The organism is Roseisalinus antarcticus (genome assembly GCF_900172355.1).
GTDB classification, from domain to species: Bacteria; Pseudomonadota; Alphaproteobacteria; order Rhodobacterales; family Rhodobacteraceae; genus Oceanicola; species Oceanicola antarcticus_A.
In genome coordinates this window covers 1-23,314 of sequence record NZ_FWFZ01000010.1, presented here as the reverse complement: position 1 = coordinate 23,314, position 23,314 = coordinate 1, and the positions used below count along the sequence as shown (strand labels likewise).

The 23,314-nt window shown below is 64.7% G+C and carries 25 protein-coding genes and 1 pseudogene; 4 read left to right on the top strand and 22 right to left on the bottom strand.

Going from position 1 to position 23,314, the window contains the following annotated elements:
• Positions 1-102: 102 nt before the first annotated feature.
• From ureC to ROA7023_RS11205, 12 genes and pseudogenes are all read right to left on the bottom strand, one after another.
• Positions 103-1,812, bottom strand: a complete 1,710-nt coding sequence (ureC, locus tag ROA7023_RS11255; RefSeq protein ID WP_085879144.1) for an urease subunit alpha — start codon at positions 1,810-1,812, stop codon at positions 103-105.
• A gap of 18 nt (positions 1,813-1,830) precedes the next feature.
• Complete coding sequence (locus ROA7023_RS11250; RefSeq protein ID WP_085879143.1) at positions 1,831-2,064, bottom strand: hypothetical protein; 234 nt, start codon at positions 2,062-2,064, stop codon at positions 1,831-1,833.
• Between the two features lie 18 nt (positions 2,065-2,082).
• Positions 2,083-2,346, bottom strand: a complete 264-nt coding sequence (locus tag ROA7023_RS11245) for a hypothetical protein (RefSeq protein WP_085879142.1) — start codon at positions 2,344-2,346, stop codon at positions 2,083-2,085.
• Complete coding sequence (locus tag ROA7023_RS11240) at positions 2,343-2,855, bottom strand: GNAT family N-acetyltransferase (protein WP_085879141.1); 513 nt, start codon at positions 2,853-2,855, stop codon at positions 2,343-2,345. The genes ROA7023_RS11245 and ROA7023_RS11240 overlap by 4 nt, the downstream gene beginning before the upstream one ends.
• Positions 2,852-3,151: a hypothetical protein gene (locus ROA7023_RS11235; RefSeq protein ID WP_085879140.1), complete on the bottom strand. Its 300-nt coding sequence runs from the start codon at positions 3,149-3,151 to the stop codon at positions 2,852-2,854. The genes ROA7023_RS11240 and ROA7023_RS11235 overlap by 4 nt, the downstream gene beginning before the upstream one ends.
• 41 nt (positions 3,152-3,192) lie before the next feature.
• Entirely contained in the window at positions 3,193-3,468 is a 276-nt protein-coding gene (locus ROA7023_RS25055) for a lysozyme inhibitor LprI family protein (RefSeq protein WP_234992173.1), read from the bottom strand.
• 90 nt (positions 3,469-3,558) lie between these two features.
• Positions 3,559-3,861: pseudogene (locus ROA7023_RS25050) on the bottom strand (urease subunit beta); the annotation flags it as partial.
• A gap of 83 nt (positions 3,862-3,944) precedes the next feature.
• Complete coding sequence (locus tag ROA7023_RS11225; protein WP_085879139.1) at positions 3,945-4,247, bottom strand: urease subunit gamma; 303 nt, start codon at positions 4,245-4,247, stop codon at positions 3,945-3,947.
• Between the two features lie 6 nt (positions 4,248-4,253).
• Positions 4,254-5,051, bottom strand: a complete 798-nt coding sequence (locus tag ROA7023_RS11220) for an urease accessory protein UreD (RefSeq protein WP_503128314.1) — start codon at positions 5,049-5,051, stop codon at positions 4,254-4,256.
• Between the two features lie 166 nt (positions 5,052-5,217).
• The gene (locus tag ROA7023_RS11215) at positions 5,218-7,506 is read right to left on the bottom strand and encodes a glycosyl hydrolase family 28-related protein (protein WP_085879137.1); all 2,289 of its coding nucleotides are present in this window, start codon (positions 7,504-7,506) and stop codon (positions 5,218-5,220) included.
• Positions 7,507-7,707: 201 nt separating this feature from the next.
• Positions 7,708-8,118 carry a DUF4864 domain-containing protein gene (locus ROA7023_RS11210; RefSeq protein WP_085879136.1) on the bottom strand — a complete coding sequence of 137 codons (411 nt, stop codon included), beginning with the start codon at positions 8,116-8,118 and terminating at the stop codon, positions 7,708-7,710.
• An 85-nt stretch (positions 8,119-8,203) separates the two neighbouring features.
• The gene (locus tag ROA7023_RS11205) at positions 8,204-9,784 is read right to left on the bottom strand and encodes a lysine--tRNA ligase (RefSeq protein WP_085879135.1); all 1,581 of its coding nucleotides are present in this window, start codon (positions 9,782-9,784) and stop codon (positions 8,204-8,206) included.
• A 138-nt stretch (positions 9,785-9,922) separates the two neighbouring features.
• On the opposite strand from ROA7023_RS11205, the gene ROA7023_RS11200 reads away from it, so the two are divergent.
• Positions 9,923-10,342 carry a tellurite resistance TerB family protein gene (locus ROA7023_RS11200; protein WP_085879134.1) on the top strand — a complete coding sequence of 140 codons (420 nt, stop codon included), beginning with the start codon at positions 9,923-9,925 and terminating at the stop codon, positions 10,340-10,342.
• Positions 10,343-10,357: 15 nt separating this feature from the next.
• Here ROA7023_RS11200 and dacB read toward each other — a convergent pair whose 3' ends face one another.
• The 5 genes from dacB to ectA all read right to left on the bottom strand — a co-directional run bounded on the left by dacB (position 10,358) and on the right by ectA (position 15,764).
• Complete coding sequence (gene dacB / locus ROA7023_RS11195; protein WP_085879133.1) at positions 10,358-11,872, bottom strand: D-alanyl-D-alanine carboxypeptidase/D-alanyl-D-alanine endopeptidase; 1,515 nt, start codon at positions 11,870-11,872, stop codon at positions 10,358-10,360.
• A 159-nt stretch (positions 11,873-12,031) separates the two neighbouring features.
• Entirely contained in the window at positions 12,032-13,504 is a 1,473-nt protein-coding gene (locus ROA7023_RS11190; RefSeq protein WP_268807991.1) for an aspartate kinase, read from the bottom strand.
• Positions 13,491-13,883, bottom strand: a complete 393-nt coding sequence (locus tag ROA7023_RS11185) for an ectoine synthase (RefSeq protein WP_085879131.1) — start codon at positions 13,881-13,883, stop codon at positions 13,491-13,493. The genes ROA7023_RS11190 and ROA7023_RS11185 overlap by 14 nt, the downstream gene beginning before the upstream one ends.
• 5 nt (positions 13,884-13,888) lie before the next feature.
• Positions 13,889-15,178: a diaminobutyrate--2-oxoglutarate transaminase gene (gene ectB, locus ROA7023_RS11180; RefSeq protein ID WP_085879130.1), complete on the bottom strand. Its 1,290-nt coding sequence runs from the start codon at positions 15,176-15,178 to the stop codon at positions 13,889-13,891.
• Between the two features lie 55 nt (positions 15,179-15,233).
• Positions 15,234-15,764: a diaminobutyrate acetyltransferase gene (gene ectA, locus ROA7023_RS11175; RefSeq protein WP_085879129.1), complete on the bottom strand. Its 531-nt coding sequence runs from the start codon at positions 15,762-15,764 to the stop codon at positions 15,234-15,236.
• Between the two features lie 256 nt (positions 15,765-16,020).
• On the opposite strand from ectA, the gene ROA7023_RS11170 reads away from it, so the two are divergent.
• Entirely contained in the window at positions 16,021-16,986 is a 966-nt protein-coding gene (locus ROA7023_RS11170) for an IS1595 family transposase (RefSeq protein ID WP_085879128.1), read from the top strand.
• 211 nt (positions 16,987-17,197) lie between these two features.
• Here the strand turns inward: ROA7023_RS11170 and ROA7023_RS23795 are convergent, their stop codons facing one another.
• A complete protein-coding gene (locus tag ROA7023_RS23795; protein WP_159458486.1) occupies positions 17,198-17,584 on the bottom strand; it encodes a hypothetical protein in 387 nt (128 codons plus the stop codon).
• 51 nt (positions 17,585-17,635) lie between these two features.
• Here ROA7023_RS23795 and ROA7023_RS11165 point away from each other — a divergent pair, with 51 nt between their 5' ends.
• Together ROA7023_RS11165 and ROA7023_RS11160 are read left to right on the top strand one after the other, a co-directional pair.
• Complete coding sequence (locus ROA7023_RS11165) at positions 17,636-18,112, top strand: MarR family winged helix-turn-helix transcriptional regulator (RefSeq protein WP_085879127.1); 477 nt, start codon at positions 17,636-17,638, stop codon at positions 18,110-18,112.
• A gap of 123 nt (positions 18,113-18,235) precedes the next feature.
• The gene (locus tag ROA7023_RS11160) at positions 18,236-18,724 is read left to right on the top strand and encodes a MarR family winged helix-turn-helix transcriptional regulator (protein ID WP_200812490.1); all 489 of its coding nucleotides are present in this window, start codon (positions 18,236-18,238) and stop codon (positions 18,722-18,724) included.
• A gap of 416 nt (positions 18,725-19,140) precedes the next feature.
• Here ROA7023_RS11160 and ROA7023_RS11155 read toward each other — a convergent pair whose 3' ends face one another.
• From ROA7023_RS11155 to ROA7023_RS24425, 4 genes are all read right to left on the bottom strand, one after another.
• The gene (locus tag ROA7023_RS11155; RefSeq protein ID WP_085879126.1) at positions 19,141-19,599 is read right to left on the bottom strand and encodes a RidA family protein; all 459 of its coding nucleotides are present in this window, start codon (positions 19,597-19,599) and stop codon (positions 19,141-19,143) included.
• Positions 19,600-19,650: 51 nt separating this feature from the next.
• Entirely contained in the window at positions 19,651-21,618 is a 1,968-nt protein-coding gene (locus ROA7023_RS11150; protein WP_306372486.1) for a TRAP transporter large permease subunit, read from the bottom strand.
• A gap of 64 nt (positions 21,619-21,682) precedes the next feature.
• Positions 21,683-22,288: a TRAP transporter substrate-binding protein DctP gene (dctP, locus tag ROA7023_RS24430; RefSeq protein WP_159458485.1), complete on the bottom strand. Its 606-nt coding sequence runs from the start codon at positions 22,286-22,288 to the stop codon at positions 21,683-21,685.
• Positions 22,285-22,674, bottom strand: coding sequence for a type 2 periplasmic-binding domain-containing protein (locus ROA7023_RS24425; RefSeq protein WP_159458484.1), 390 nt, complete (start codon positions 22,672-22,674; stop codon positions 22,285-22,287). Before ROA7023_RS24425 ends, dctP begins: the two co-directional genes overlap by 4 nt.
• Positions 22,675-23,314 lie beyond the last annotated feature (640 nt).

Genomic DNA, 23,314 nt, shown 5'->3' with positions numbered 1-23,314 from the left:
CAGCGATCGGTCATTCTTGAATCTCCAATTCTGCAATGCAGCATTGCAGTGGCGTGGATGCAGTCAGTTGGGGCGGGGCAGAGGCCCCGGGCCTGAGCCTCCTCAGAACAGGAAATACCGTTGTGCCATGGGCAGCACCTCGGCGGGTTCACAAGTGAGCAGGACGCCGTCGGCACGCACCTCGTAGGTTTCCGGGTGAACCTCGATATGGGGCAGGGCGTCGTTCAGGATCAGGTCCTTCTTGCCGATGTTGCGCGTGTTCCTGACGGCCACGGTGTCCTTGGCGAGGCCGAGGCTTTTGCCGATACCGGCGGCCTGGGCGGCCTGGCTGACGAAGGTGATCGCGGAGCGTTCGACCGCGCGGCCCATGGCGCCGAACATCGGGCGGGAATAGACCGGCTGCGGCGTGGGGATCGAGGCGTTCGGATCGCCCATCTGTGCCAGCACGATCATCCCGCCCATCAGCACCATCTCGGGCTTCACCCCGAAGAAGGCCGGCGACCAGAGCACGAGGTCGGCGCGCTTGCCCACCTCGATGGAGCCGATCTCGTGGCTCATGCCATGGGCGATGGCGGGATTGATGGTGTATTTCGAGATGTAGCGGCGGACGCGCAGGTTGTCGTTCTCGCCGGCCTCCTCGGCCAGCCGTCCGCGCTGTTTCTTCATCTTGTCGGCGGTCTGCCAGGTGCGGATCAGCACCTCGCCCACGCGGCCCATGGCCTGGCTGTCCGACGCGATGATCGAGAAGGCGCCCATGTCGTGCAGGATGTCCTCGGCGGCGATGGTCTCGCGCCGGATGCGGCTTTCGGCAAAGGCGACGTCCTCGGGGATCGACTTCGAGAGGTGATGGCAGACCATGAGCATGTCGAGATGCTCGTCGATCGTGTTCACGGTAAAGGGCCGGGTGGGGTTGGTGGAGGAGGGCAGCACGAACGGCTCGCCGCAGATCTTGATGATGTCGGGGGCGTGGCCGCCACCGGCGCCTTCGGTGTGGAAGGCATGGATCGTGCGGCCCTTCATGGCGGCGACGGTGTTCTCGACAAAGCCGCTTTCATTCAACGTGTCGGTGTGGATCATCACCTGCACGTCCATGTCGTCTGCGACGCTGAGGCAATTGTCGATGGCGGCGGGGGTGGTGCCCCAATCCTCGTGCAGCTTCATGGCGCAGGCGCCGCCCTCGATCATCTCGATCAGCGCGTCCGGGCGCGAGGCGTTGCCCTTGCCTGAAAGGCCGAGGTTCATCGGCACGCCGTCGATGGCCTGCAACATGCGGCCGATATGCCAGGGCCCGGGGGTGCAAGTCGTGGCCAGCGTGCCATGGGCGGGGCCGGTGCCGCCGCCGAGCATGGTGGTGACGCCGGAATGCAGCGCATCCTCGATCTGCTGCGGGCAGATGAAATGGATGTGGCTGTCGAAGCCGCCCGCGGTCAGGATCTTGCCCTCGCCGGCGATGGCTTCGGTGCCGGGGCCCACGATGATGTTCACCCCGGGCTGGATGTCGGGGTTGCCGGCCTTGCCGATGGCGGCGATCCGGCCGTCTCGCAGGCCCACGTCAGCCTTGTAGATGCCGGTGTGGTCGACGATCAGCGCGTTGGTGATGACGGTGTCCACGGCACCCTCGGCCCGGGTGGCCTGGGATTGGCCCATGCCGTCGCGGATGACCTTGCCGCCGCCGAACTTGACCTCTTCGCCGTAAACCGTGTGGTCGCGTTCGACCTCGATCACCAGGTCGGTATCGGCAAGGCGCAGCTTGTCGCCCGTGGTGGGGCCGAACATGGCGGCGTAATCGGCGCGGGAGATCGTGGCTGGCATGTCAGCGGCTCCTTGAGCTTAGAAGTCGAAGTGCTGGCGCAGCACATCGAAGAGTTGTTTTGCGGCGTCTCGATCAATTTGGATGCTTTGGCTTTTCTTTCCCGGCATCTGGCGGCTCGACGAGCCGTATGAGTCAATCTGCAAAAGCTTCTGCCCATTAATTTCAAAGGCAGAGTAAGTTGCTTCAATTGGCTTGTGGATCGAATTCTTTTGGAGGTCAGCCTGCGAGAGTGGTTTCACAAGCCAATTCATTCTCCTTTCGGGCACATATCAGCGGCTCCTTTTGTTGGCGGCAGCTCCTGCGCCGGCCCAGCAGGTCAGGCCGAGGAGGAAGCCGAAATCGTACCAGCCGCCCGAATTCGGGACGGCGTAGACGGCGATGGTTTCGGAAAAGAGGGACAGCACGAACGCGATCGGCGCGACCGCCCCGTCGAGCAGCCCCCAGAAAAAGCCCCGTGTGCCCTCGGTCGACGGCGGCGCCGTGGCGCAGGCCGACAGCAGCAGCGGCACGAGGAGGAGGAAAAGCCGGGTCACAGCTTGCGCCAGAGCGAGACGACGCCGGGCGTGTCGCGCACGAAGGGGGGCGGGTCGGCCTCGGTCTCGAAACCCATGGCGCGGTAGAGCGGAAGCGCCTCGTGGTGCCGATCCAGCGCTTCGAGCCGCATCTCGGTATAGCCCATGGCGCGGGCCGTATCGAACAGCGCCGAGATGAGCGCACGTCCGACGCCCTTTCCCCGGCCGGCCGGGCGCACGAACATCCGGTTCATCTCGCACAGCTCTGGCGTGGTCCGCTTGAGCATCAATGTGCCGACGGGGTCACCGTCGAGCCGGGCCAGAAGGCAGGCGCCGCCTTCCCTGGGGCCGTTGGTGGCGAGGCGCTCCAGCTCGCCGGCGATGTCCTGTTGGACCATGTAGTCGTCGATGATCGCTTTCCTGTCGGGGTAGCGCTCGAACAGGAAATCGAAGAATTCCCGGACCAGGGCCACGACAGCACGACCGTCCTGCGCCGTGGTTACAGGGGCGATCGCGACGGGCTGCGTCATCGGGGTGCCTCGGGGTTGCGCAGGCGGCGGCTGTTGGCGCCGGTGCGGGCTTGCAGGGTCTCGAGCGCGGTCACGGCGATCTGGTCCGGGCGGCGGCCGCGCATCGCGGCCTCGGTCGCCGCGAAGGTCGCCTCGGCGAAGGCCAGCGGCTTCTCGACCGCCATCCGCGCCAGCTCCGACGGTGCGGTGGGTTTCAGGCCTGTCACGTCGAGCAGCCGGTAGGCGATGACCGCCTGGCTCTCGCTCCAGAGCCGCCAGCAGACCGTGCCGAGGCGGGTGGCATCCTCGATGCGCATTTCTAGCGTCCTTCCGTTGCCCGTGCCGCACGCGCCATCGCCTAGGCGCCCATCTCGGCGAAGAAACGCAGGTGGTCGGTGCGTTCCTCGGTCAGGGCGGTCAGGCAAGTGTTGCGGATCAGCGGGGCCATGCTGCCGCCGTCGAAGAGCGCGGCCTCGGCAGCGCAGGCCGCGTCGCGATAGGGCAACCACGCCCGCTGCGCGGAGAGCAGGGCATCGCCCGCGTCGTGGCTGCGCGCGAAGGCTATGGCATCGCTCCACACGGCGTTCAGCGTGGCGTCGGCGGCCTCGAATTCCCTGTAGGCGCAGGCGTTCATGGCCTGCTGGGGCAAGTCGCTGCGGCTGCAGTCGAGGTCCTGCGCGGCGGCCCGGTCAGGTGCCGCCAGGAACAGGGCGAGCACAAGGGCCAGCGGCCCCATGACCTTGCCGTTGAAGCCGAAGACCTTGCGGTCGCCGACAAGCGCGATGAGTTGCACCTCCCGCCGCTGGCCCGGCTCGAAGCGGACGGCGGTGCCCGCTGCGATGTCCAGCCGCATGCCGTGGGCCGCCTCGCGGTCGAAGTCGAGCGCTGCGTTGGTCTCGGCAAAGTGGAAATGGCTGCCGACCTGAACCGGCCGGTCGCCGGTGTTGGCAACCATCAACGTCATCGCCTCGCGGCCCTCGTTGAGGGTGATGTCGCCGGGCAGGGTAAAGATCTCTCCGGGGATCATGTCTGGTACTCCTGTCTCTGGGGCCCCCGATTATTCGCGAATAATCGGACCGAATATTCGCGAATATTCGGATACGGGGCGGATCAACGGATCGGCTCATGAACGGTGACCAGCTTGGTGCCATCGGGAAAGGTCGCCTCGACCTGCACCTCGGGGATCATCTCGGCCACGCCCTCCATGACCTCCGCCCGGGTCAGGACCTGCGCACCGGCCTGCATCAGGTCGGCGACGGCCCGGCCGTCCCGCGCCCCTTCGACGACCGCCTCGGTGATCAGGGCGATCGCTTCGGGATGGTTGAGTTTGACACCGCGCTCGCGGCGTTTGCGCGCGACTTCCGCCGCCATGGCGACGAGGAGCTTGTCCTTTTCCCGGGGTGTAAGCTGCATATGTGGTCAGAGCCTCCAGACTTTCGGCAGTGGCGCCGCCGACAGCCGCTCTATGAGCGGCACGATCAGGCGCCGGAGTTCGTATGCGTCCTTCGCCAGCACCCTTGCCACCAGAACGCCCGGGCGCAAGAGGGATGTGCCCGAGGGCGCGGGAAGGCTGGCGCGGGTCGCGGCGAGGTGGGCCTCGGCGTCCGGGGCGGCATAGAGCAGCGTGGCCATCGCCCCGGCGCCCGTCGTGGCCAGAAGCCTGGGGATGTCGCCGGCCAGGCGCAGGGCCTCGGCGTAGATCGTGACCCCGCCCCGGCGCACGCGCCAGCTGTCGGTGAAATGCCCCGTCCGCAGCGTCTCGCCCATGGCATGGCGGCCGAAGACCAGGGGCTCGACCGCGAGCAGCGTCGCATCCTCGACCATGTCCACGGCGAGCGTGCGGCAGAGGTCGGCGCGGTCGAAGAGAATGGTTTCCTGCGGGAGCCAGTGCAGCATTGCCCCTTCGCCCAGGGTCAAACCCGTCGTCACCCGGGCAGGTTCACAGTCGCGGCTGGCATAGGCGCGTTCGGCCGCCTGGGTGGAGAGGCAAAGCCGGGCCCCGGCGCCGACCTCCGCCTCGAACGAGATCCTGTCGCCGCCGGTGAGGCCGCCGGACGTATTGAGGGTGACCGCCTCGAGCGTCTGGGCGGGCCGTCCGGGGAAGAGAACCTTGAGGGAGCCCTGCTGGTAGAGATCGGCGATGCGGCTGTCCGCCCCCGAGCGCCGCACAACGAGTCGCCCCGCCCCGCGGGTGCGGGGTTGCTGGACGGCGGCTATGGCAAGTGGCGCGTTGATGGCCCGGCTCTCCTTTGCGGGGATCCTGCCCCGGAACGCCGAGAGGTGCCAGAGCCTTGCCCCTGCGCAAGGGCAAGGCGACCCGGGCCCGGTGGCGGGCTGCCCAAGATTTGGGCAGCCCGGTCGCGCGGTGTCTCAGATCGGATTGTCAGGTCGGATTGTCGGTCCGCACCATGCAGCGGATCGTGCCGGTTACCTGCTCGCTGAAGACCACCCTGAAGGTCTTGTTGGAGGGGTCGTAATCCCCGTTGGTATAGAAGTAGTCGAAGTTCGTGTTGTTCGCCCCGTTGAGCAGCCGCCCCTCGGGGACGACGCTTTCGATGAAGCGCGGCCGGCCGCGGAACGGCAGCACATCGTTGGTGCCGATGATCCAGTTCTTGGCGAGGGTGTTCTGGCTGTGGACAACAGAGGCGGGGTTGAACGTCTCGCGGTTGATCCCGGTATAGGCGTTGCCACGGAATTCGATGTTGCGCATCCGGGCATAGTTGAGATCCGCGAAGGTGGTGTCGATCTTCTCGACCTTGTCGATATTGCCGTTCAGCGTGCGGAAGACATTGCCGGTCACCGCGAAGCCATGCACGAAATGGCCCGGCCCGTAGGGCTTGATCACGATCCACGAGAAGTTCGAGGCCGGGTTCGACACGATGAAGGTGTTGCCCGTCACCGTCAGTCCGCCGAACGAGAACTGGGCGCCGAGCGCCGGTGTGGGGTCATGCTCGTTGGTCCACTCAATGAAGTTGTTGTCGATGTAATTGCCTGTGAAGACGGTCTGGCAGTTGGGCAGGGTCAGGACCACGCCGCCGTTGCGGACGCCCTGGATCACCCCGTCGCCGTGGAAATAGTGATTGCCCACGATCAGGTTGCCCGACCCGGCCAGAACGGCAAAATGCTTGAAGTGCACCACGCGGTTGCCGCGGATCTTGAGGTCGTTGTTGTTGGCGTTCAGGACGATCGATTTGCGCTGCTGGGCGGTCTTGTTGCTTTCGTCCGACAGGAACTGGCAGTCGTCGATCTGCAGGCCCTGGCAGGCCGAGCCGATCGAGGTGATCGCGCGGTCCTTCGGCCGCGTGAAGAAGCAATCCCGGACCTGGTTCGCGACGCCGTCACGCGGCAGCATGATCGCCGAGGCATAGCCCTGGCACTGGAATTCGATGTCTTCGAAGTGGAACAGCGACAGCGCGTCGAAGCCGGAGAAATCGAGCAGATACTTGAACCGGCGGAAGGTGAAATTCTGCGTGCCGGCCGCATCGTAGAGCGGCTGGCTGAGGGTGACGCTGTTCTGCGCGAGATTGCGCGAGACGACATAGACCTCGCGGCCCACACCGCTGCCGGTGACCAGCATGCCGCGCTCTATGGCGGCGATGTTGGCGACATTGCTCAGGGTCCGGGAGCTGAAGGTCGAATAGGTCGCCTGGGAGGTCACCACCGTGTCATCCCAATCCCCGGTGGAGGCCGCGAGGATCTGGCCGTTGCGGATCACCCGGCGCTGGGCGAACGTGGCGGTGGTCCCGACGGCGGCCTGCATGTCGATCTGGCCGAAGATCGCGATCCGCCGGCCACAGAGGTCGAGGCTTTCGTGATCGGACGGGGCGAAGAGCGCCTGGAAGGCCTTGCGGAAGGCCAGCTCCTCGTCGCCGAAGGCCAGCAGGTAGGAATTGTAATCGTAGTTCCTCTGCATCACGAAGACCTTGTCGTCGGGCATGACGACCGTGCCCTCGAAGGACACGCGGTTCTCGAGCGTCACGTTGCTGCCGAGGTAATAGGTGCCGGCGGGCACGTTGACGGTGCGGCCGTTGGCGGCGGCGTCGGCGGCCTCGAAGGCGGCGCTGTCATCGGTGCTGCCATCGCCGAGCGCCCCGTAGTCCCGGACGTCGACGAATGCCATGATGTCGCGCAGGAAGACCGAGGTCACGTCCTCGATCACGATGTCGTCGACCCGGACGATCGAGGAATTGGGGCCGATGATGTCGATGCCGAAATGGCCGTAGAGGGCGCTGGGCCAGACCATGTCGACCCCTTGCCGGGCGCCGGTGCCGACGATGGCCGAGATCTCGACCACCTCGCCGAAGGCCGTCAGCTGCGTGGCGGGACCGGTTTCGGTGACGCCGGTGACATGGTTTCCGCCCGATCTGCCGGCCCAGCCGGCGATCCTGACGGAGGGCAGCGGGCCGCCCACGACCTTGACCCGGGCGGTTACCCGCAGGTAGCAGCCGGGAAAGATCGGGGTCTCGCCCATGTGGCGGACCTTCTGGATGTTGTCGATCTTGATGACTTCGAGGCAGCCGTCGAAATTCTGGTCTGCCACGACGAAGATACCGGGCCCTGCGCCCTGGTAAGTCGGGGAGCCGGGGGTGCCGTCTCCGCTGGACCAGACATCGAGCCCGTTGGCAAAGGGCGGTGGCATGAACACCACACCGTCGGTAATCGCCTTGTTCATTCTATCCCCTTTCCTGCCGCCCTGAGGGCGCAGATATGACCGGCCGCCGGGGTCAGGGACCTTCGGCGTCGACGAAAGGGGTATCCGCTCGGCGTTAAGCGTGGCCTTGGCCACCGTCACGGTGGGTGTTGCGCGGCCCTGCGGGCGCCTGCATTGCCCAGGGCAATGACACCCGCCCGCCCGGCCGCGCCCGGGGCGCCGTCAGACGCCGAGGTCGGGCGCGGGCAGCAGGCCGACGCCGTCGATCTGCCAGCCGTCGGCGGTTTCGATCAACTTGTAGTCGAGAACGTGCAGGGAACCGGCCGCGTCGCGGATCATGACCTTCTGGTAGAGGGCGCCGCCGATCTCGCGCAGCTCGAGGAAACGGGCCTCGGAATTGGTCCAGACCATCGGGTAGCCGCGCTGGACCATCATGCCGAAGGTGGCCGGGTTGCCGAACATCCCCTTGATCATCGGCGAGGCGAACTGGAAAGCCTCTGCCAGGTCCCGGTCGTTGAAGGCCTGGAGCTGGCTGCTGATGACCTCTTCGATGGCGGGGGCAGGCGGCTCCTGGGCCTGGGCGGTGAGGGCGAAGAGGGCGAGGGTCAGGGACAGGGCGATCTGGCGCAGCATGGCGGGCCTCCGGGCAGGTTTCGTGGATCCTGCCCGAAGATACGGCCGCCGGGGCCGATCAGTTTCAAATGATCCGACGCTCGCCTCAGCCGGCAAGATCGCCCGAGAGGCCCGCGTCGATCAGATCACGCGTGTTTTCAACGCCGTAGAGCGCAATGAAGCCGCCGAAACGCGGGCCTTGGCTGGCACCGAGCAGGACCTCGTAGAGGGCCGAGAACCAGCTGCGCAGCGGCTCGAACCCGTGGGCCTTGCCGACGGCGAAGACCATGGATTGCAGCTCTTCGGGGTCGGTCGGCCCGTCCCAGGCCGCGAGCCGGTCCCGCAGGTCCGCGAGGGCGGCGCGTTCGGTGTCGGTCGGGGCGCGGAAGGTCTTCGACGGTTTGACGAAGTCGTTGTAATAGCGCACCGCGAAGCCCGCCGCGGCGTCGAGGTCGGGATTGCCCTCGGGCGTGGCCTCGGGTGCGTAGCGGCGTATGAAGCCCCAGAGCGTCTCCTTGTCCTCGGCGCCTGCCACCGACGCAAGGTTGAGCAGCATCGAGAACGGCACGACCATGGTCGAGGCCGGCACGTTGTGGCCGTGGATGTGGAACACCGGATTGGCCAGCCGCTGGGCCGCGTCCTGATCGGCATAGGCGCGCAGCTGCTGGTGATATTCGTCCACAGCCTTGGGAATGATGTCGAAATGCAGCCGCTTGGCGGTCTTGGGCTTGAGGAACATGTAATAGCTGAGGCTTTCGGTGGACGCATAGGTCAGCCATTCGTCGATCGACAGGCCATTGCCCTTCGACTTGGAGATCTTCTGTCCGGCCTCGTCGAGGAACAGCTCGTAGGTGAAATGCTCGGGTTTGCGGCCGCCGAGAATTTCACAAATGCGATCATAGATCGGGGTATTAGTGCTGTGATCCTTGCCATACATTTCAAAATCCACACCAAGGGCGGCCCAGCGGGCGCCGAAGTCCGGCTTCCACTGCAGCTTGACGTTGCCGCCCGTCACGGGGAGCGTCCATTCGCGGCCGTCCTCGTCGTCGAAGGTGATCGTGTGGTCGGCCGGGTTCACCGCCTTCATCGGCACATAGAGCACGCGGCCGGTTTCGGGATGGATCGGCAGGAAGATGGAATAGGTCTGCTTGCGCTCTTCGCGCAGGGATTTCAGCATCACCGCCATCAGGTCGTCGTAGCGTTCCACCGCGCGGCGCAGCACCGCGTCGAACTGGCCCGATTTGTAGAATTCTGTTGCCGAGTAGAACTCGTACTCGAAGCCGAACGTGTCCAGGAAGCGGCGCAGCATCGCGTTGTTGTGGTCGCCGAAGCTGTCGTGGGTGCCGAAGGGGTCGGGGACCGAGGTCAGGGGCTTTTGCAGATGCTCTGCCAGAGCCGCGCGGTCGGGCACGTTCTCGGGCACCTTGCGCATGCCGTCCACGTCGTCGGAAAAGCAGATCAGCCGGGTCGGGACGTCCGACAGAACCTCGAAGGCGCGCCGGATCATCGTGGTGCGCAGCACCTCGCCGAACGTTCCGATATGGGGCAGGCCGGATGGGCCGTAACCGGTCTCGAACAGGACGTAACCCTTTGGATCCTTGTCGCTTTCATAGCGTTTGAGAAGGCGGTGCGCTTCCTCGAAGGGCCAGGCCTTGGAGTTCATGGCAGCGTCACGCAGATCGGACATCTCTTCCTCGTGGATTTGGGTCGGCCCCGGGACGGGCGCGGAAAGTGCGGCCGGCAACCGACGGGCGCGGGTCGTCCTATTGCGGGGGGAGTGCTGCGTCAATAAGTTGACGACCAGAGGGAGCCAACGAGCAGGACAATGACAGACAGCCTTTCACTTTCGCCACAGGATGCGCTTGTGGCTTTGATGGTTACGGTCTCGGCATCGGATGAAACGATCCGCACCGCCGAGTTGATGGAAATATCGAACCTTATCAATAATCTGCCGATCTTCGCGGAATACGATTCGGACAATCTCAAGCGGGTGTCCCAGACCGTTTTCGACCTGCTGGAGCAGGAAGACGGGCTGGATGCGATCTTTGGCCTGGTGAAGGGTGCGCTGCCGGACCGCCTGAACGAGACTGCCTATGCGCTGGCCTGCGATGTCGCGGCCGCCGATGGAATCGTCGCGCAGACCGAGGTCCGGATCCTCGAGGAAATCCGCTACGAATTCGATATCGACCGCCTGCACGCCGCAGCAATTGAAAGGGGCGCACGGGCCAGGCACATCCGGTTGTGACCCGGCCGGCGCCGCCTAGCCGGTGTAGATCAGCCCCCAGCGTTGCAAAAGCCGCTGCTGCATGTTGCGGGCGCGGCCATTGTAATAACGTGATCCGGCCGGAATCTCATCGCCCGAGGCCTTCGCGGCCTCGCGCGCGTCCAGATCACCGCAGAAGATCGCGAAGGCGACGTCGGCTCCTTCGGCCGTGCGGATGAACCCGGCAAGGGCGCTGACGAAGTTCAGCGTGCCGGTCTTGGCATGCACCGTCGCGGGGTAATTCGCGATCGGGGCGCCCTCGGCATCCTTCAGGTCATGCTCCTTGAGGACCGGCATCAGCCGCTCCATCACGCCCGGGGACGTCAGGATCCCGACCATCTGCGCGGCCGAGATACGCGAGGCGTCGCCAAGACCGGAATGATCGACGAAACCGGCCTCCACCCCGAAGCGGTCCTCGAGCCAGAGGTTCATCGCGGCGGCCGAGGTCGGGATGTCGGGGGGCGTGTTGCCGGTGGACGCGGTGGCGGTGAGGCCCACGACCTCGGCGGTCAGGTTGGTCGAATAGCGCAGCATGTCGCGGATCACGTCCTGGAGCCGGCCGGAGCTGTGGCGGGCGACCTCGCTGCCCGTGGGCTCTGTCGCCACTTGCTCGGCGGCGGGCAGGACGATGCCGTGCGACCGGGCGAAGGTCCGGAAGACGTCGCCGCAATAGAGCGCCGGACGCCGCACCGGTAGCCAGCGCGAGCCCCCGTCGCCAAGCGCCCCGCGGGCGACCGTCCACTGGTCGAGATCCCCGGCGGCGGCATAGGTGTAGACCGGCAGCGACCGGTCGGCGACGCGCATCTCGGCGATCGTCACCTCGGGCCGATAGGTCGCGCTGCGCGCATCCAGCGTCACCCGGTAACTGGACCCGGTCCGCGCCCATTCGAAATGCACCCGGTTGTAGTTGAGGTTGAGCCCCGAAACCGCCGGGTTGTAGCCCAGATGGTCGAGCTGGCCTTCGTCGATCTCGTCCTCGTAGGGCAGCGCCCCGCCGTAGACGAGGAAACGGCCCGTCACCTCGCGGATGCCGGCGGCCTTGAGCTCTGCTGCGAGCGAAAATAGGTGGTCGGTCTCGAGCGTCGGATCGCCGCCACCGACAAGGGCGATGTCGCCGTCGAGCCGGCCATCGGTGACCGGTCCGGTCGCGATCAGCCTGGTGACGAAGCGGTGCTCCGGCCCCACAGTTTCCAGCGCGTAGAGCGCGGTCAGCGACTTGGTGACGGAGGCCGGGGGCAGGGCGGTGTCCTGCGCCTGGCCCTCGATGATCCGCCCCGAGGTGTCGGCGACGGCGATGCTGACCGTGCCTTCGAGCCGGGCGTCCGCGACGATCTGTTCGAGCGTGGCGCGGGCCTCGGGGGGGATCGGGGCGATGTCGGTGGCGGCCGCGGCGGCACCCGATGGCCGGGCCCGCGGGCGCAGGGATGTCAGGGGCGCGTCGGCAAGGGCCGCCGTTCCGAGGGCAGACGCCAGTGCGCCGAGAACTGTTCGTCTTGATATATGACCGCGCATGACGCGGACCCTATTCGGGCCGCTGCCGGGCGGCAACGGTATGTTTCGGCGCAGCTTTCACTTCGCAGTGTCCGGACACAAAACTGCCCCGCAGCCCTGGAAAAGGCTGCGAGGCGTCCTTCGGACGGGACCCGCAATGTCCCGCCCCTCCCTGAAGGATCAGGCGGCGGCGCGGTCCTGCGCCGTATCCGACTGATCCGGAGAGATCAGCGCATTGTGCAGCGCGGTGATTCCCGCATCGCGGTCCTCGGCTGCCAACACGAAGTCGAGATTCACATTGCGCGGCGTCTGGTGCACGGCGATGACATTGACGCCGGCTTTTTCCAGCGCGGCGAGCCCTCGCGTGACGCCCTTGAGACCGCTCAGGTCGCGACCGATCGCCGAGACGATCGCAATCGACCGGGCGCTGATTTCGGCCGAGGGGTAGATCTCCACCAGATCGGCAATCACGCGCCGCGCGGTCTTGAGCGAGGCCTGCACGTAGTGCGTGATCGTGTTCGCATTGGTCGTCTTCGACACGATCCAGACGTTGTGCCGCTTGAGCGCCTCGAGAATGGTCGAGTCGTAGCCTTTGACCCCGACCATGTCCTGCTCGAACAGCTCCAGCGCCACGACGTTGAGGCCGCAGACGATCTCGACACCCGGCGTCTCGGCCGGCTTGTCGTCGATCAGCGTGCCCGGATCATGGGGCTCGAACGCGTTGGTCACGCGCAGCGGCACATCCGCCTGGCGCAGGGTCTTGGCGGCCTTCGGATGGATCGCCTCCATGCCCATGTTGGACAGCTGATCGGCCACGTCGTAGTTCGTGTGGCCCAGCTTGCGGACGCGGTCCTGACCGACCAGTTTCGGATCGGCCGAGGAGAGGTGGAACTCCTTGTGGATGATCGCCTCGCGCGCCTTGGTCAGCGCGGCGATCGTGGCAAAGGTCACCTCGGAATAGCCGCGGTCGAATTCGCGCATCAGGCCTTCGCCGCACTGGGCGTAGCCGGTCACGATCGCCAGCTCTTCGGTCAGCTCCACCGAGGACAGCCCCGCGCGGATCCGTTCGTCGAGGCTCAGATTGCCCTCGTCACGCCAGCCGGAGAGGTCCACCAGCCGGGCGTTCACACCGTGGCGCTGCAACAGCAGCGTGGTGACGAAAGCCGAATGCGCCTCGCCTATGCCGGACAGAAGCTCTCGGATCGACATCATGTGCGACGACAGCTGGAAGTGCCCGTAGGAGCACAGACGCTGCAGATCGAAGAGGCAGGACCGGGCGCCCTCGACGCGCTCGCGGACGAACTCGTCGGCCTGGGCCAGGTCGCCGGGATGGTCGAGCACCTCGCGATGCGCCTTCGCCATGGCCTCGGCCACGGTCTTGAGCGCGGTCAGCCAGCCGCTGTCTTCCTCGTCGTTGGCAAACGCGGCATAGACCCCGGCGCCGCCCGATTTCTTGTGTTCGAGCAGGAGATTCGTGATGCCGCCGAAGGCGGACACCACGAAGATGCGGTTGTAGGGATCCTCGCGGTCCCCGATGAAGAGCGTGTCGAGCAGGTCGCGCACGCGGCTCATCGAGGTGCCGCCGATCTTTTCAACCGTGTGCTGGCCCGCCCAGGACGGGTCAGCACGGTCTGCGTCGTTAACTGTCTTCAAGAGCATAGGATCCATCCGCTTGGTGGACTTCATTGCCGGTGACCGGCGGGTTGAAGCAACAGGCCATGACCAGTTGCTCTTTGGCCCGCAGGATATGCTTGTCGTGCTGGTCGAGCGCATACATCACACCCGGCCGGATCTCGTGCGTCTCGCCGGTGGCAAGGTCCGTGATCGAGCCCGACCCCTCCATGCAATAGACGCTCTCGAAGTGGTTCTTGTAGTGGAACGTGTGTTCCGACCCGGCCTCGAGGAAGGTGATATGGAACGAGAAGCCCATCTTGTCATTGGCCAGCAACATGCGGACCGAGGACCATTGCTCCGCCGAGACCACGCGGTCCCGGTCATTTTCGACGATCTTGTGGAAGTCTCTGACGATCATGTCTGTTACTCCGCTGCTATGGATGTGTGGGCGGCAAGCGCGTCGCGTGCCGCGTCGATGAGGATGTTGAGGCCCTTGGCAAAGACTGCGTCGGGCGTGGTGAGCGGGGCGAGGACCTTGACGACCTCGTCCTCTGCACCCGACGTCTCAATGATCAGGCCTTTGTCGAAGGCTCGCGCACAGATGTCGGAGGCAAGCTCGCCAGAGCCGACGTCGACCCCCTGCATCATACCCCGTCCCTTGAGCTGCGCACCGTCGACCATGTCGGCCACCTGGCCGAGCGCGGTGGTCAGCGCGACCGATTTCGCCGCGATCTTCCGCTGGAAGCTGTCGTCGCTCCAGAATTTCTCGAGCGCGACGCGGGCGGTCACGAAGGCATGGGTGTTGCCGCGGAAGGTGCCGTTGTGCTCGGCCGGCTTCCAGATGTCCAACTCGGGCTTCAGCAGCAGCGCGGCAAAGGGCAGACCCATGCCGGACAGCGACTTGGCCAGCGGGATCAGGTCCGGCTCGATGTCCATCTCCTCGAAGGAGAAGAACGTGCCGGTGCGGCCGATGCCGGCCTGGATGTCGTCGGCGATCAGCAGGGCGCCATGCTTTTTCGCAAGGCGGGCAATGCCTTGCAGCCATTCGGCCGAGGCCGCGTTCAGCCCGCCTTCGCCCTGGACCGGCTCCACCAGGAAGGCGGCCGGGGCGTCGATGCCGGACGAGGAATTGTCGAGCATCGCCTCGATGAAGGCGAGCGTGTCGACGTCGCCCAGCGAGCCCTCGTAGGGCATCCGGGTGATCCCGTGCAGCGCCATGCCGCCGCCGGCGCGCTTGCCGGCGTTGCCGGTCGCCGCCAGGGCGCCCATGGTCATGCCGTGAAAGCCGTTGGTGAAGGCGATGATGTTGGTGCGGCCAGTGACCTTGCGGGCCAGCTTCATCGCGGCTTCGACGGCGTTGGTGCCGGTCGGGCCGGTCATCATGACCTTGTGGTCCATGCCGCGCGGCTTGAGGATCTTCTCCTCGAAGGCTTCGAGGAACGCCTGCTTCTGCGTCGTGTACATGTCGAGGCCGTGGGCGATGCCATCGGCCATGACGTGGTCGACCAGCGCCTGCTTCATGTCCGGGTCGTTGTGTCCGTAGTTCAGCGACGAGCATCCGGCGAGGAAGTCGATATAGGTGCGGCCGTCTTCATCGGTCATCTCCGACCCGGAGGCGGAGCTGAAGACCGTGTCGAAGCTGCGGCAATAGCTGCGCGCCTCGGATTCGCGGCGCACAAAGATGGATGTCGGGACAGAGTTGTCCTTCGGCATGGGATTTCCTTTCAGGGAGTGTGGTGTCGGGTTCGCGCGGATCGGACAGGTCCGATCAGGCGGCCTTGCGGGCCTCGGCTGCGAACTCGATCGTGACCATGTTCTCGGTCGCGTGATGACCATCGAAATGGTCTTCTTCTTCAAAATGTGGCTCGGCGGTCAAGGTGCCGCCACGCTTGTCGGCGAAGCTCCGGAAGAGAGCCCAGGAGGCCTCGTTGTCGCTCGTGATGGTGGTCTGAAGGCGCCGGGTGCCGCGCGTTTCGGGGCGGGCAAGCAGGGCGTCCAGCATCCTGCGGCCAAGTCCGATCCCGCGGGCGCGCTCGTGCACGGCGACCTGCCATACGAACACCGTGTCCGGGTCGGTCGGCGGCACGTAGGCCGAAACCCAGCCGGCGATTTCACCCTCGAGCTCGACCAGAATGCAGGTGTCGCGAAAGTGGTCGCATTGCAGAAGGTTGCAATACATCGAGTTTTCATCGAGCGGCTTGCAGGCGCGGATGAGGTCCCAGACCTGTGCACCGTCCTCGGCGGACGGTTTTCGGAACGTGGTGCGCGGGGCGCGGATGTTTTCAACTGTCGGGGCCATTGCGGGGCCTCCCTCGTTTACTTCGGTTCTCTAAGCGTTGGTTTTGATTTTGCTTAGCATGGCGAAGTAAATATACTCAGATTTCCTTAAGTCAAGTGATCGAGGTCCAAAAAGACCTAGATATTCTGCCAAATTTTGCTTTATCCTATGAAGTATGAGCCAAAGACATTCATTGAACGCTTCGATAGGCGATTGTATATTTGACAAACCCAACTGAGATTCCTATATTGGGGTTAAGCAGTTAGGGAAAACCGCCATGTCCGTTCTGAGCAAACCGTATATGCACGACGAAGCCGCAGCCTTTGCGCACGTCGAGAGCATCATCTGGCCCGAAGGTCCGGTTTGCCCGCATTGCGGCGTGGTGGACCGTGCGTATCGCCTGACCGGCGTTCGTTCCAAGCCGAGCAAGAAGAACCCCGAGGGCGTCGAGCGTCACGGCCTGTGGAAGTGCCGCGAGTGCCGCAAGCAGTTCACCGTGCGCAAGGGCACCATCTTCGAGGAAAGCCACATCCCCATGCACAAGTGGCTGCAAGCCATTCACCTTATGGTGTCCAGCAAGAAGGGCATCAGCGCGCACCAACTCCACCGCGTTCTGGAAATCACGCACAAGAGCGCGTGGTTCATGGCGCATCGCATCCGCGAGTGTATGCGCGATGGCGCGCTGTCCCCGTTTGGCGGCAATGGCGGCGCGGTTGAGGTTGACGAGACGTTCATCGGCAAGGAGCCGGGCGTCACCAAGGCAAAGAACGCCCGTGGCGGCGCTCACAAGATGAAGGTGCTTACCCTCGTTGACCGCGACACCAAGCGCGCCAAGAGCGTTGTCGTGGACGACCTTAAGAAATCCACCCTCGTTCCGATCCTGCGCGAGAACATCGCCAAAGAGGCGTTTGTTCTGACCGACGAAGCGCGCCAGTATCAAGGCCTCGTTGCCAGCCCGGATTTTTCCGGTCACGATTGGGTAAACCACAGTGCCGGTGAGTATGTGCGTCGCGAGGATCGCGAGGTTCACACGAACACCGTCGAGGGCTTCTACAGCATCTTCAAGCGCGGCATGAAGGGCGTGTATCAGCACTGCGCCAAGAAGCACCTGCACCGTTACGCAGCGGAGTTCGATTTCCGCTATAACAATCGCTCTGCCAATGGTGTTGAGGATGTTGAGCGCGGTGAGATTGCGCTGCGGGCCGTGGTCGGCAAGCGCCTTACATATCAAGGACCTAACTAATAAAATCGACAAAAGCACCTGATTCTATTGACAGAATCCATTCGGTGCGCCATATATGAAGAGCGGCCCTTGCTCAGTGATAAGCCCCCTCGGGCGCTTCCGTCACAGGATAGCTGAGATAGCGGGCCGCGCTTTTTCCCTAATAATAATGCGTCGTCCCCGTGCGCCAAAGATCGTACTCCGTTGCGATCTTATCGCCGATTTGGTCATACTAGGCTGTGTCGCCACGCTCCCACTTCCGCTGGATTGACCAGGCGAAATAATCGGCAATTTGCAGGCACGGGTCAGCGACTGCTCTAGGAAAGAACGTTTTCCACTGTTGTCGTTGAACGGTTTGCTGCATCACGTCATTGACAGCAGACGTGTATACCGCCTGCCCTTTTTTCGTACCAAGTGCTGCGGCTGTAATCATCGCCTCTGTTCGGCTTCTGAGAATTTTGGGGCCGATGTGTTTGAAATGATAAAACCAAGCATACTTGTAAAATGCTGCAGTGCTCGATCGTATATGCGGCTGCGCTTTCGACTTCTCCAAAAGTGTTGCATCAGCCCGTATGCCTTGACTATTGGCGATAAAGTCAAACACCTCTGAGCGCACCACGCTTCGATATCCTCTGTAAATGTGACTTCGCTGGTGGCCGAAGGGACGCGGATGGACAGAACCGATGAAAGCCTGATTGCGCTGCGGCGCATTCTTCGCGTGACCGAGCAGTTCGGGCGTCAGCTTGCACAGGCCTCGGGGTTGTCGGCGGCGCAGTTTCGCGTCCTTCAGCTTGTCGCCGAAACGGGTAGCCGGACCGCGAAGGAAATATCGGTCAAGATGGGCATTTCCCAGGCCACGGTGACCTCTCTGGTGGACAAGCTGGTCGCGCAGGACATGGTTCATCGCGAGAAATCCGTGACCGACCGACGGCAGATCAACATCTTGATCACCGAACGCGGCGCCGAGACGATCGCCGAGGCGCCGGACGCCCTGCAACAGCGCTATGTCCGCAAGTTCGAGGCGCTCAAGGACTGGGAGCAGGCGCAGATCGTGGCGTCGCTGGAACGGGTCGCGGCCCTGCTTGACGCGGACGAGATCGACGCCTCGCCGGTTCTCGAGATCGGCGACATCCGCGGCCGCCACTAGGCTCTTCCACCGCGTTCAGCTTTTCCGTCGTTGACCGCCGGGCAAAAGCAAAACGGTTGACCCGATGCGGTCGCATGTGGATGGTGGGTTGACTTGGCAACACGCCATTGTCCCGGAGCTGCCGTGGAACACCGCCCCCCGCCGATCCAGATGCGCGACGGCCAGCGGCTGCTGGATCTGGATCGCTATGTTCCCTATTTCCTCGTCGCCGTGACCAACGCAATTTCGCGCGGGGCGAGCCGTGTCTACCTCGACCGGTTCGGCGTCGGGATCATGGAGTGGCGGGTCATGACGACGCTCGCGATAGAGCCGGGATGTGCCGCGCGCCGGATCTGCCGCGTGATCCATCTGGACAAGAGCGCGGTCAGCCGCTCGCTCGCCTCGTTGGAGGCCCGGGGCCTCGCGCGTCCCCAGGCGGAACGCTCCGACCCCCGCCGGAAGTCCTGGACCCTGACGGCCGCGGGCCGGGACATCCACGACCGGATCCTGACCATCGCACTGGAGCGGGAATCCCGGCTGCTGGAGGGTGTGCCCGAGGCGGATGTCGAGGTCTTCCTCACCGTGATGCGCCGAATCCTGGCCAATGTCGCGGAGCTGCAGGCAAATCCGTGACACCTGCAGGGGCGCCCGGTCCCACGGTTCATTGCACGGCACTGCGCCCGCCCCGGGGTTCGCAAGCTCGACGCGTATCGAAGGAGCCACTCTCGACAATTTCCGGACCGTCCAGATCATGCCGCATCCGCGGCTCGATCTGGAGCCGGGACCAGTCGACCCTCTACACCCAATCGCTTCGGCGGGCTGATCTTCGAAGCTCTCGATGACAACGATCTGCCGGCAAGCATGGCTGGACCCGGTCCGATCCGGCGCAGCTATCTGATCCACACCGCCTGGTCGAAAATCCATCCCGCCGACCCGGAGCGACGCCCGTGCACAGCCCCGGCCCGCGGAAATCCGCGTCGGCGCGTGGCCATGGCTCACGCGACAACGGCCGGTCGCACCGTTTCATGGGCGTCCTCGGGGGCGGCGGCCTACTCCGGGTAGGCGGCGACCATCTCCAGCTCGATCCTGGCGCCCGGGGTCGACAGGGCGTTGACGCAGATCGCCGTGCTCGCCGGGGTCCAGTCTCCGAAATATTCCTTGAGGGTCATCATGATGGTCTCGAAATCTCGCATGTCGGTCATGTACTTGCGCGAGAACACGATGTCCGTCCAGGTCAGCCCCTCCTGGTCGAGGATCTCCTTGATGTTGGCCATTGCGTTGTGAACCTGGTCCTCGATCCGCGCGGAATGGTCATGTTCGGAAAAATCGTGGGGATGCTTGTGATAGAGGTCCGACGCGGTGGCGCCCGAGATCCACAGCATGTTGGTGCCGGCCATCACCCGGATCGCGGGCGCATAGGGCATGTCGGCGATCCGCTCGGGCCGGGTCTGGATCTCGGAGACGGCGGGGTTCGAGGGCGAGGTCTTGAATGGTTTGGTCAGGGGCATGAGCGCTTTCCTTTCGCTGGGTGAATGACTTGGGTCAGGATGACGCCCGGATCACAGGAACATCAGGCTGATCTGCGGAACGAGAATGAGCAGGACGACGACGGCAACCATCGCCAGCACGAACGGCATAGTCCCGAGGAAGATCTGCGGAAGCGTGACCTTGCCGTCGGGCAGGGTGCCCTTGACCACATAGACCGCCAACCCGAAGGGCGGGGTCAGAAGTCCGATCTCGACGGCCACGACGGTCACGATCCCGAACCAGACCGTATCCCCCCCGAGCGAGATGACGATCGGCAGCATCAGCGGCAAGAGCAGCAGCATGATCGAGACGGAATCCAGGATCATGCCCATGACGATCACGATCAGCAGGTAGAGGAACAGGAAGCTCAAGAGGCCCAGCTCCGCCCCGATGACCCAGGCGGTGATGTCCTGCGGGATCGCGCTGAGCGTCAGCATCCGGCTGTAGAGGTTGGCGGCGACGACCAGGAACAGGATCGCGCTGGAGATCTCGGCGGATTTCAGCAGGATCTCCTTCAGCCCGCTCAGGGTCAGGCTGCGGCGTGCCAAGGCGATGACCAGGGCCCCTGCGGCGCCGACCGCGCCGGATTCGGTCGGGGTAAAGAAGCCACCGTAGATTCCGCCCAGGACAAGGGCGATCAGGGCGAGGATCGGCAGCAGCCGGCGCGAGATCTCGGTCGGGGACACGTCGTCGAGGTCTTCGGAGGGCACGGCATCCCCGACGAAGCCCGGCGCGAACCGGGCGAGCAACAGGACCAGCGCCGAGAACGCCGCCGCCAGCAGAAGCCCGGGCAGGAGCGCGGCCGTGAACAGCGCCCCGATCGAGACCTCGGCGATCAGGCCGTAGATCAGCAACAGGATGCTCGGGGGGATCAACATGCCGAGGACAGAACTGCCCGCGACAACGCCCACGGCGAAAGTGCTGGTATAGCCGTGACGCTCCATCTCCGGGGTGGCCACGCGGGTGAAAACGGTGGCCGAGGCGATCGAACTGCCGGTGATGGCGGCGAAAACCGCGTTTGCAAAGACGGTGGCCACGCCCAGCCCGCCCCGGACGCGCCGAAGCAGCCGCGCGGCGACCGAGAAGGCGTCGCGGCCCACGTCGGCGACCTCGATCAACAGGCCCATCAGCACGAAGAGCGGGATGACGGCGAAGGCATAGGCATTGATCGAGCCCGTCACCGCGATGCCGAGGGAGCCGTCAGCGACCGCCACGGTGTTGCGGATCACCCAGATGCCCAGGAAAGACAGGATCAGAAGGGCGGTCGCCAGGTGCATCCCCGCGAAGGCCAGCGCGACCATCGCCACGATTCCAAAGAGCCCGACGCCTTGCCGGGTCAGATCCGTCATGAAGAGGTATGATACACCGAACACCGCCAGCAGGAGGAGGGCACCCGCGATCAGCAGGCCGGGCACTTCTTTCCGCACCGGATGCGCCGCGTCCGCCGCGACGACCCGCCGAACGTCGGCCAGGGCAAGGGCCGCGAATTGGAGCATCGCAAGCGCGGTGCCGATGACGATGCCGGCGGTGAAGGGATAGGTCGGCGCGGTGAAGGCGCCGATGGAGCCGAAGAACTCGCTCTCGACGATCTCGTCCACGAGGCGCGGCCAGACAGCCCCGAAGATGCGCAGGAACACCAGTGCGCCGGCGGCATTGATCGCCAAGCTCAGGAGCGCACCGCCGCGATAGGATCTTGCGACGAAGGCCCCGAACAGGAAATCGGCCCGCAGGAACCGTCCAGTTCCGATCGTGTAGGGGATCGCCAGGAAGACACAGGCCGGGACCGAGAACGACACGATCTCGGCCACGCCCGCGAGCGGATTGTTCAGGAACGACCGCGAGATCACGTCGACGCAGACCATGAGCATGACCAGCATGATCCAGACCGAGCTGACGCCGGCGGCGGTCTTGGTGGCCAGGTCGAGCCCGCGAGAGATCATCGCCCCTGCGCCGCCGGTCGGGCGGCGCGTCTTGACCGGCTCTGCCATGGGTTGTGTCATCTTTCGATCGTCGGCTCCGGGGCGGCGTCGGGCACCGCCCCGCGTCCGTCGGCTGCGCCGCCTGCTACTCGTCCCAGTTGCGCAGCGGCTCGGCACCGCGCGCCCGGGCACCTTCCATGAAGGCGCTCATGACCTCGGCGCCCGGCAGGCCCTGGTCCGAAACAGCCTCGATCCAGTTGGCGCCAAGGTCGGGAAGCCCCGCGACCCAGGCGGCGCGGTCGCTGTCGGGCAGCGGGTAGATGGTGGACCCTTCGTCGCCCATACGCTGCACGATCTCGTCGCTCATGTCCTTGACGATCTGCGCGTGGCCAAGGCTGTATTCGAGCCCGAGTTCCGTTAGGACGGTCTGCACATCCTCGGGAAACCGGTCCCAGCTGTCCGCGTTGACGGCCAGGCCGCCGGTCGTGGTGACGCCGGTGTCGACGAGCGTCACATAGGGCGCGACCTCGTGCAGACGCAGCGGATAGGCGCCGGTCGGAATGATGATCGTGCCCTCGGCCACACCGGTCTGGATCTGCTGGTACATGGACGGAAGCCCGCCCGCGACCGCGATCGCGCCGGTGCCGCCGAGCCACGGGGCAAGCGGCGGAGCGCCGACGATCGTCCGGCCTTCGAGATCATCGAGCGTCTCGATCGGGAAGGTGGTCAACAGGTGGTAGGTGTCATTCACCGAAGCGCCGAGGAACACGAGGTTGTGGCTGGTCCACTCCTCGTGTTCCTCGCCGGGATGGTCGCGTTCATCTCGTTGAGGACCTCGACGGCCAGCACCGGGTCGCTGGTCACGAAGGGCGTCGAGAACATCACGTTCTGCAGCGGCATCTTCGAGCCCTCCCAGAGGGCGCCGACCCACCCCATGTCGGTCAGGCCGGTCTCGACCGCCTCGAGCGTCTCGTTGAAATCGTAAAGCGAGCCGCCGAAGGCCTCGGTCCATTCGATACGGTAGTCGGAGCCCATCTCCTCGAGCCGGGCGTTCGACGGCTCGACGACGAAGGTCTGCAGGGCGCCGACCCATGGCACGGCCGTGGGATGGCTCGCGGAAATGGTGATCGGGACCATCTCCTGCGCGGTTGCCAGTGCGGGAAAAATAAGCAAACCCAAAATCTTAGTGGCATTTCCAACATATTTCATCTTCTTCTCCATCTCCGGGCGACAGGGCCGAAAGGCCAGGAATCTCAGCCATGCCCGAACCATCGCGCAATCCTTTGCACGCTGTCAACGCTCCTCGGTGGACCGGCCCGGGCTATCAACCCCGCCGATGGTCCGACGGTCAGCGGCACAGGATTTGAGCGCCTCTGCCTACTTCTTGGATGCCCTGCTTGTGCAGGCTGCTGCCGCAGGACCCAGCATCGGGTGCCCGGGGCATCGCGCAATCGGCCAAAGCGATGTCCCGCAGTTGTCGCACCCCATCTTGCTTTGGCCTCCCGCGCACCTGCGACCAGCCCACACCTGTCACTTGAGGTCACATTCCCGCCCTGCCGAAAGGGCATCCGGATCTCGACGAGCAGGCGCAGGGGTGCTGACGACACCGCGTCGGTCGAGGCTTTCTTCCAGACTGAAGATCGTAGCCGAGTCGCCTGTGATTTTCCCGTAAGCATCTGACAATGTATTCTTATTCTAGTTTTGATAATATCCGGAATCGCAAGGTTTCTGGTCGATACCCACGAAAACCTTGCGATTTCTGACGCGCTTGCGCGTA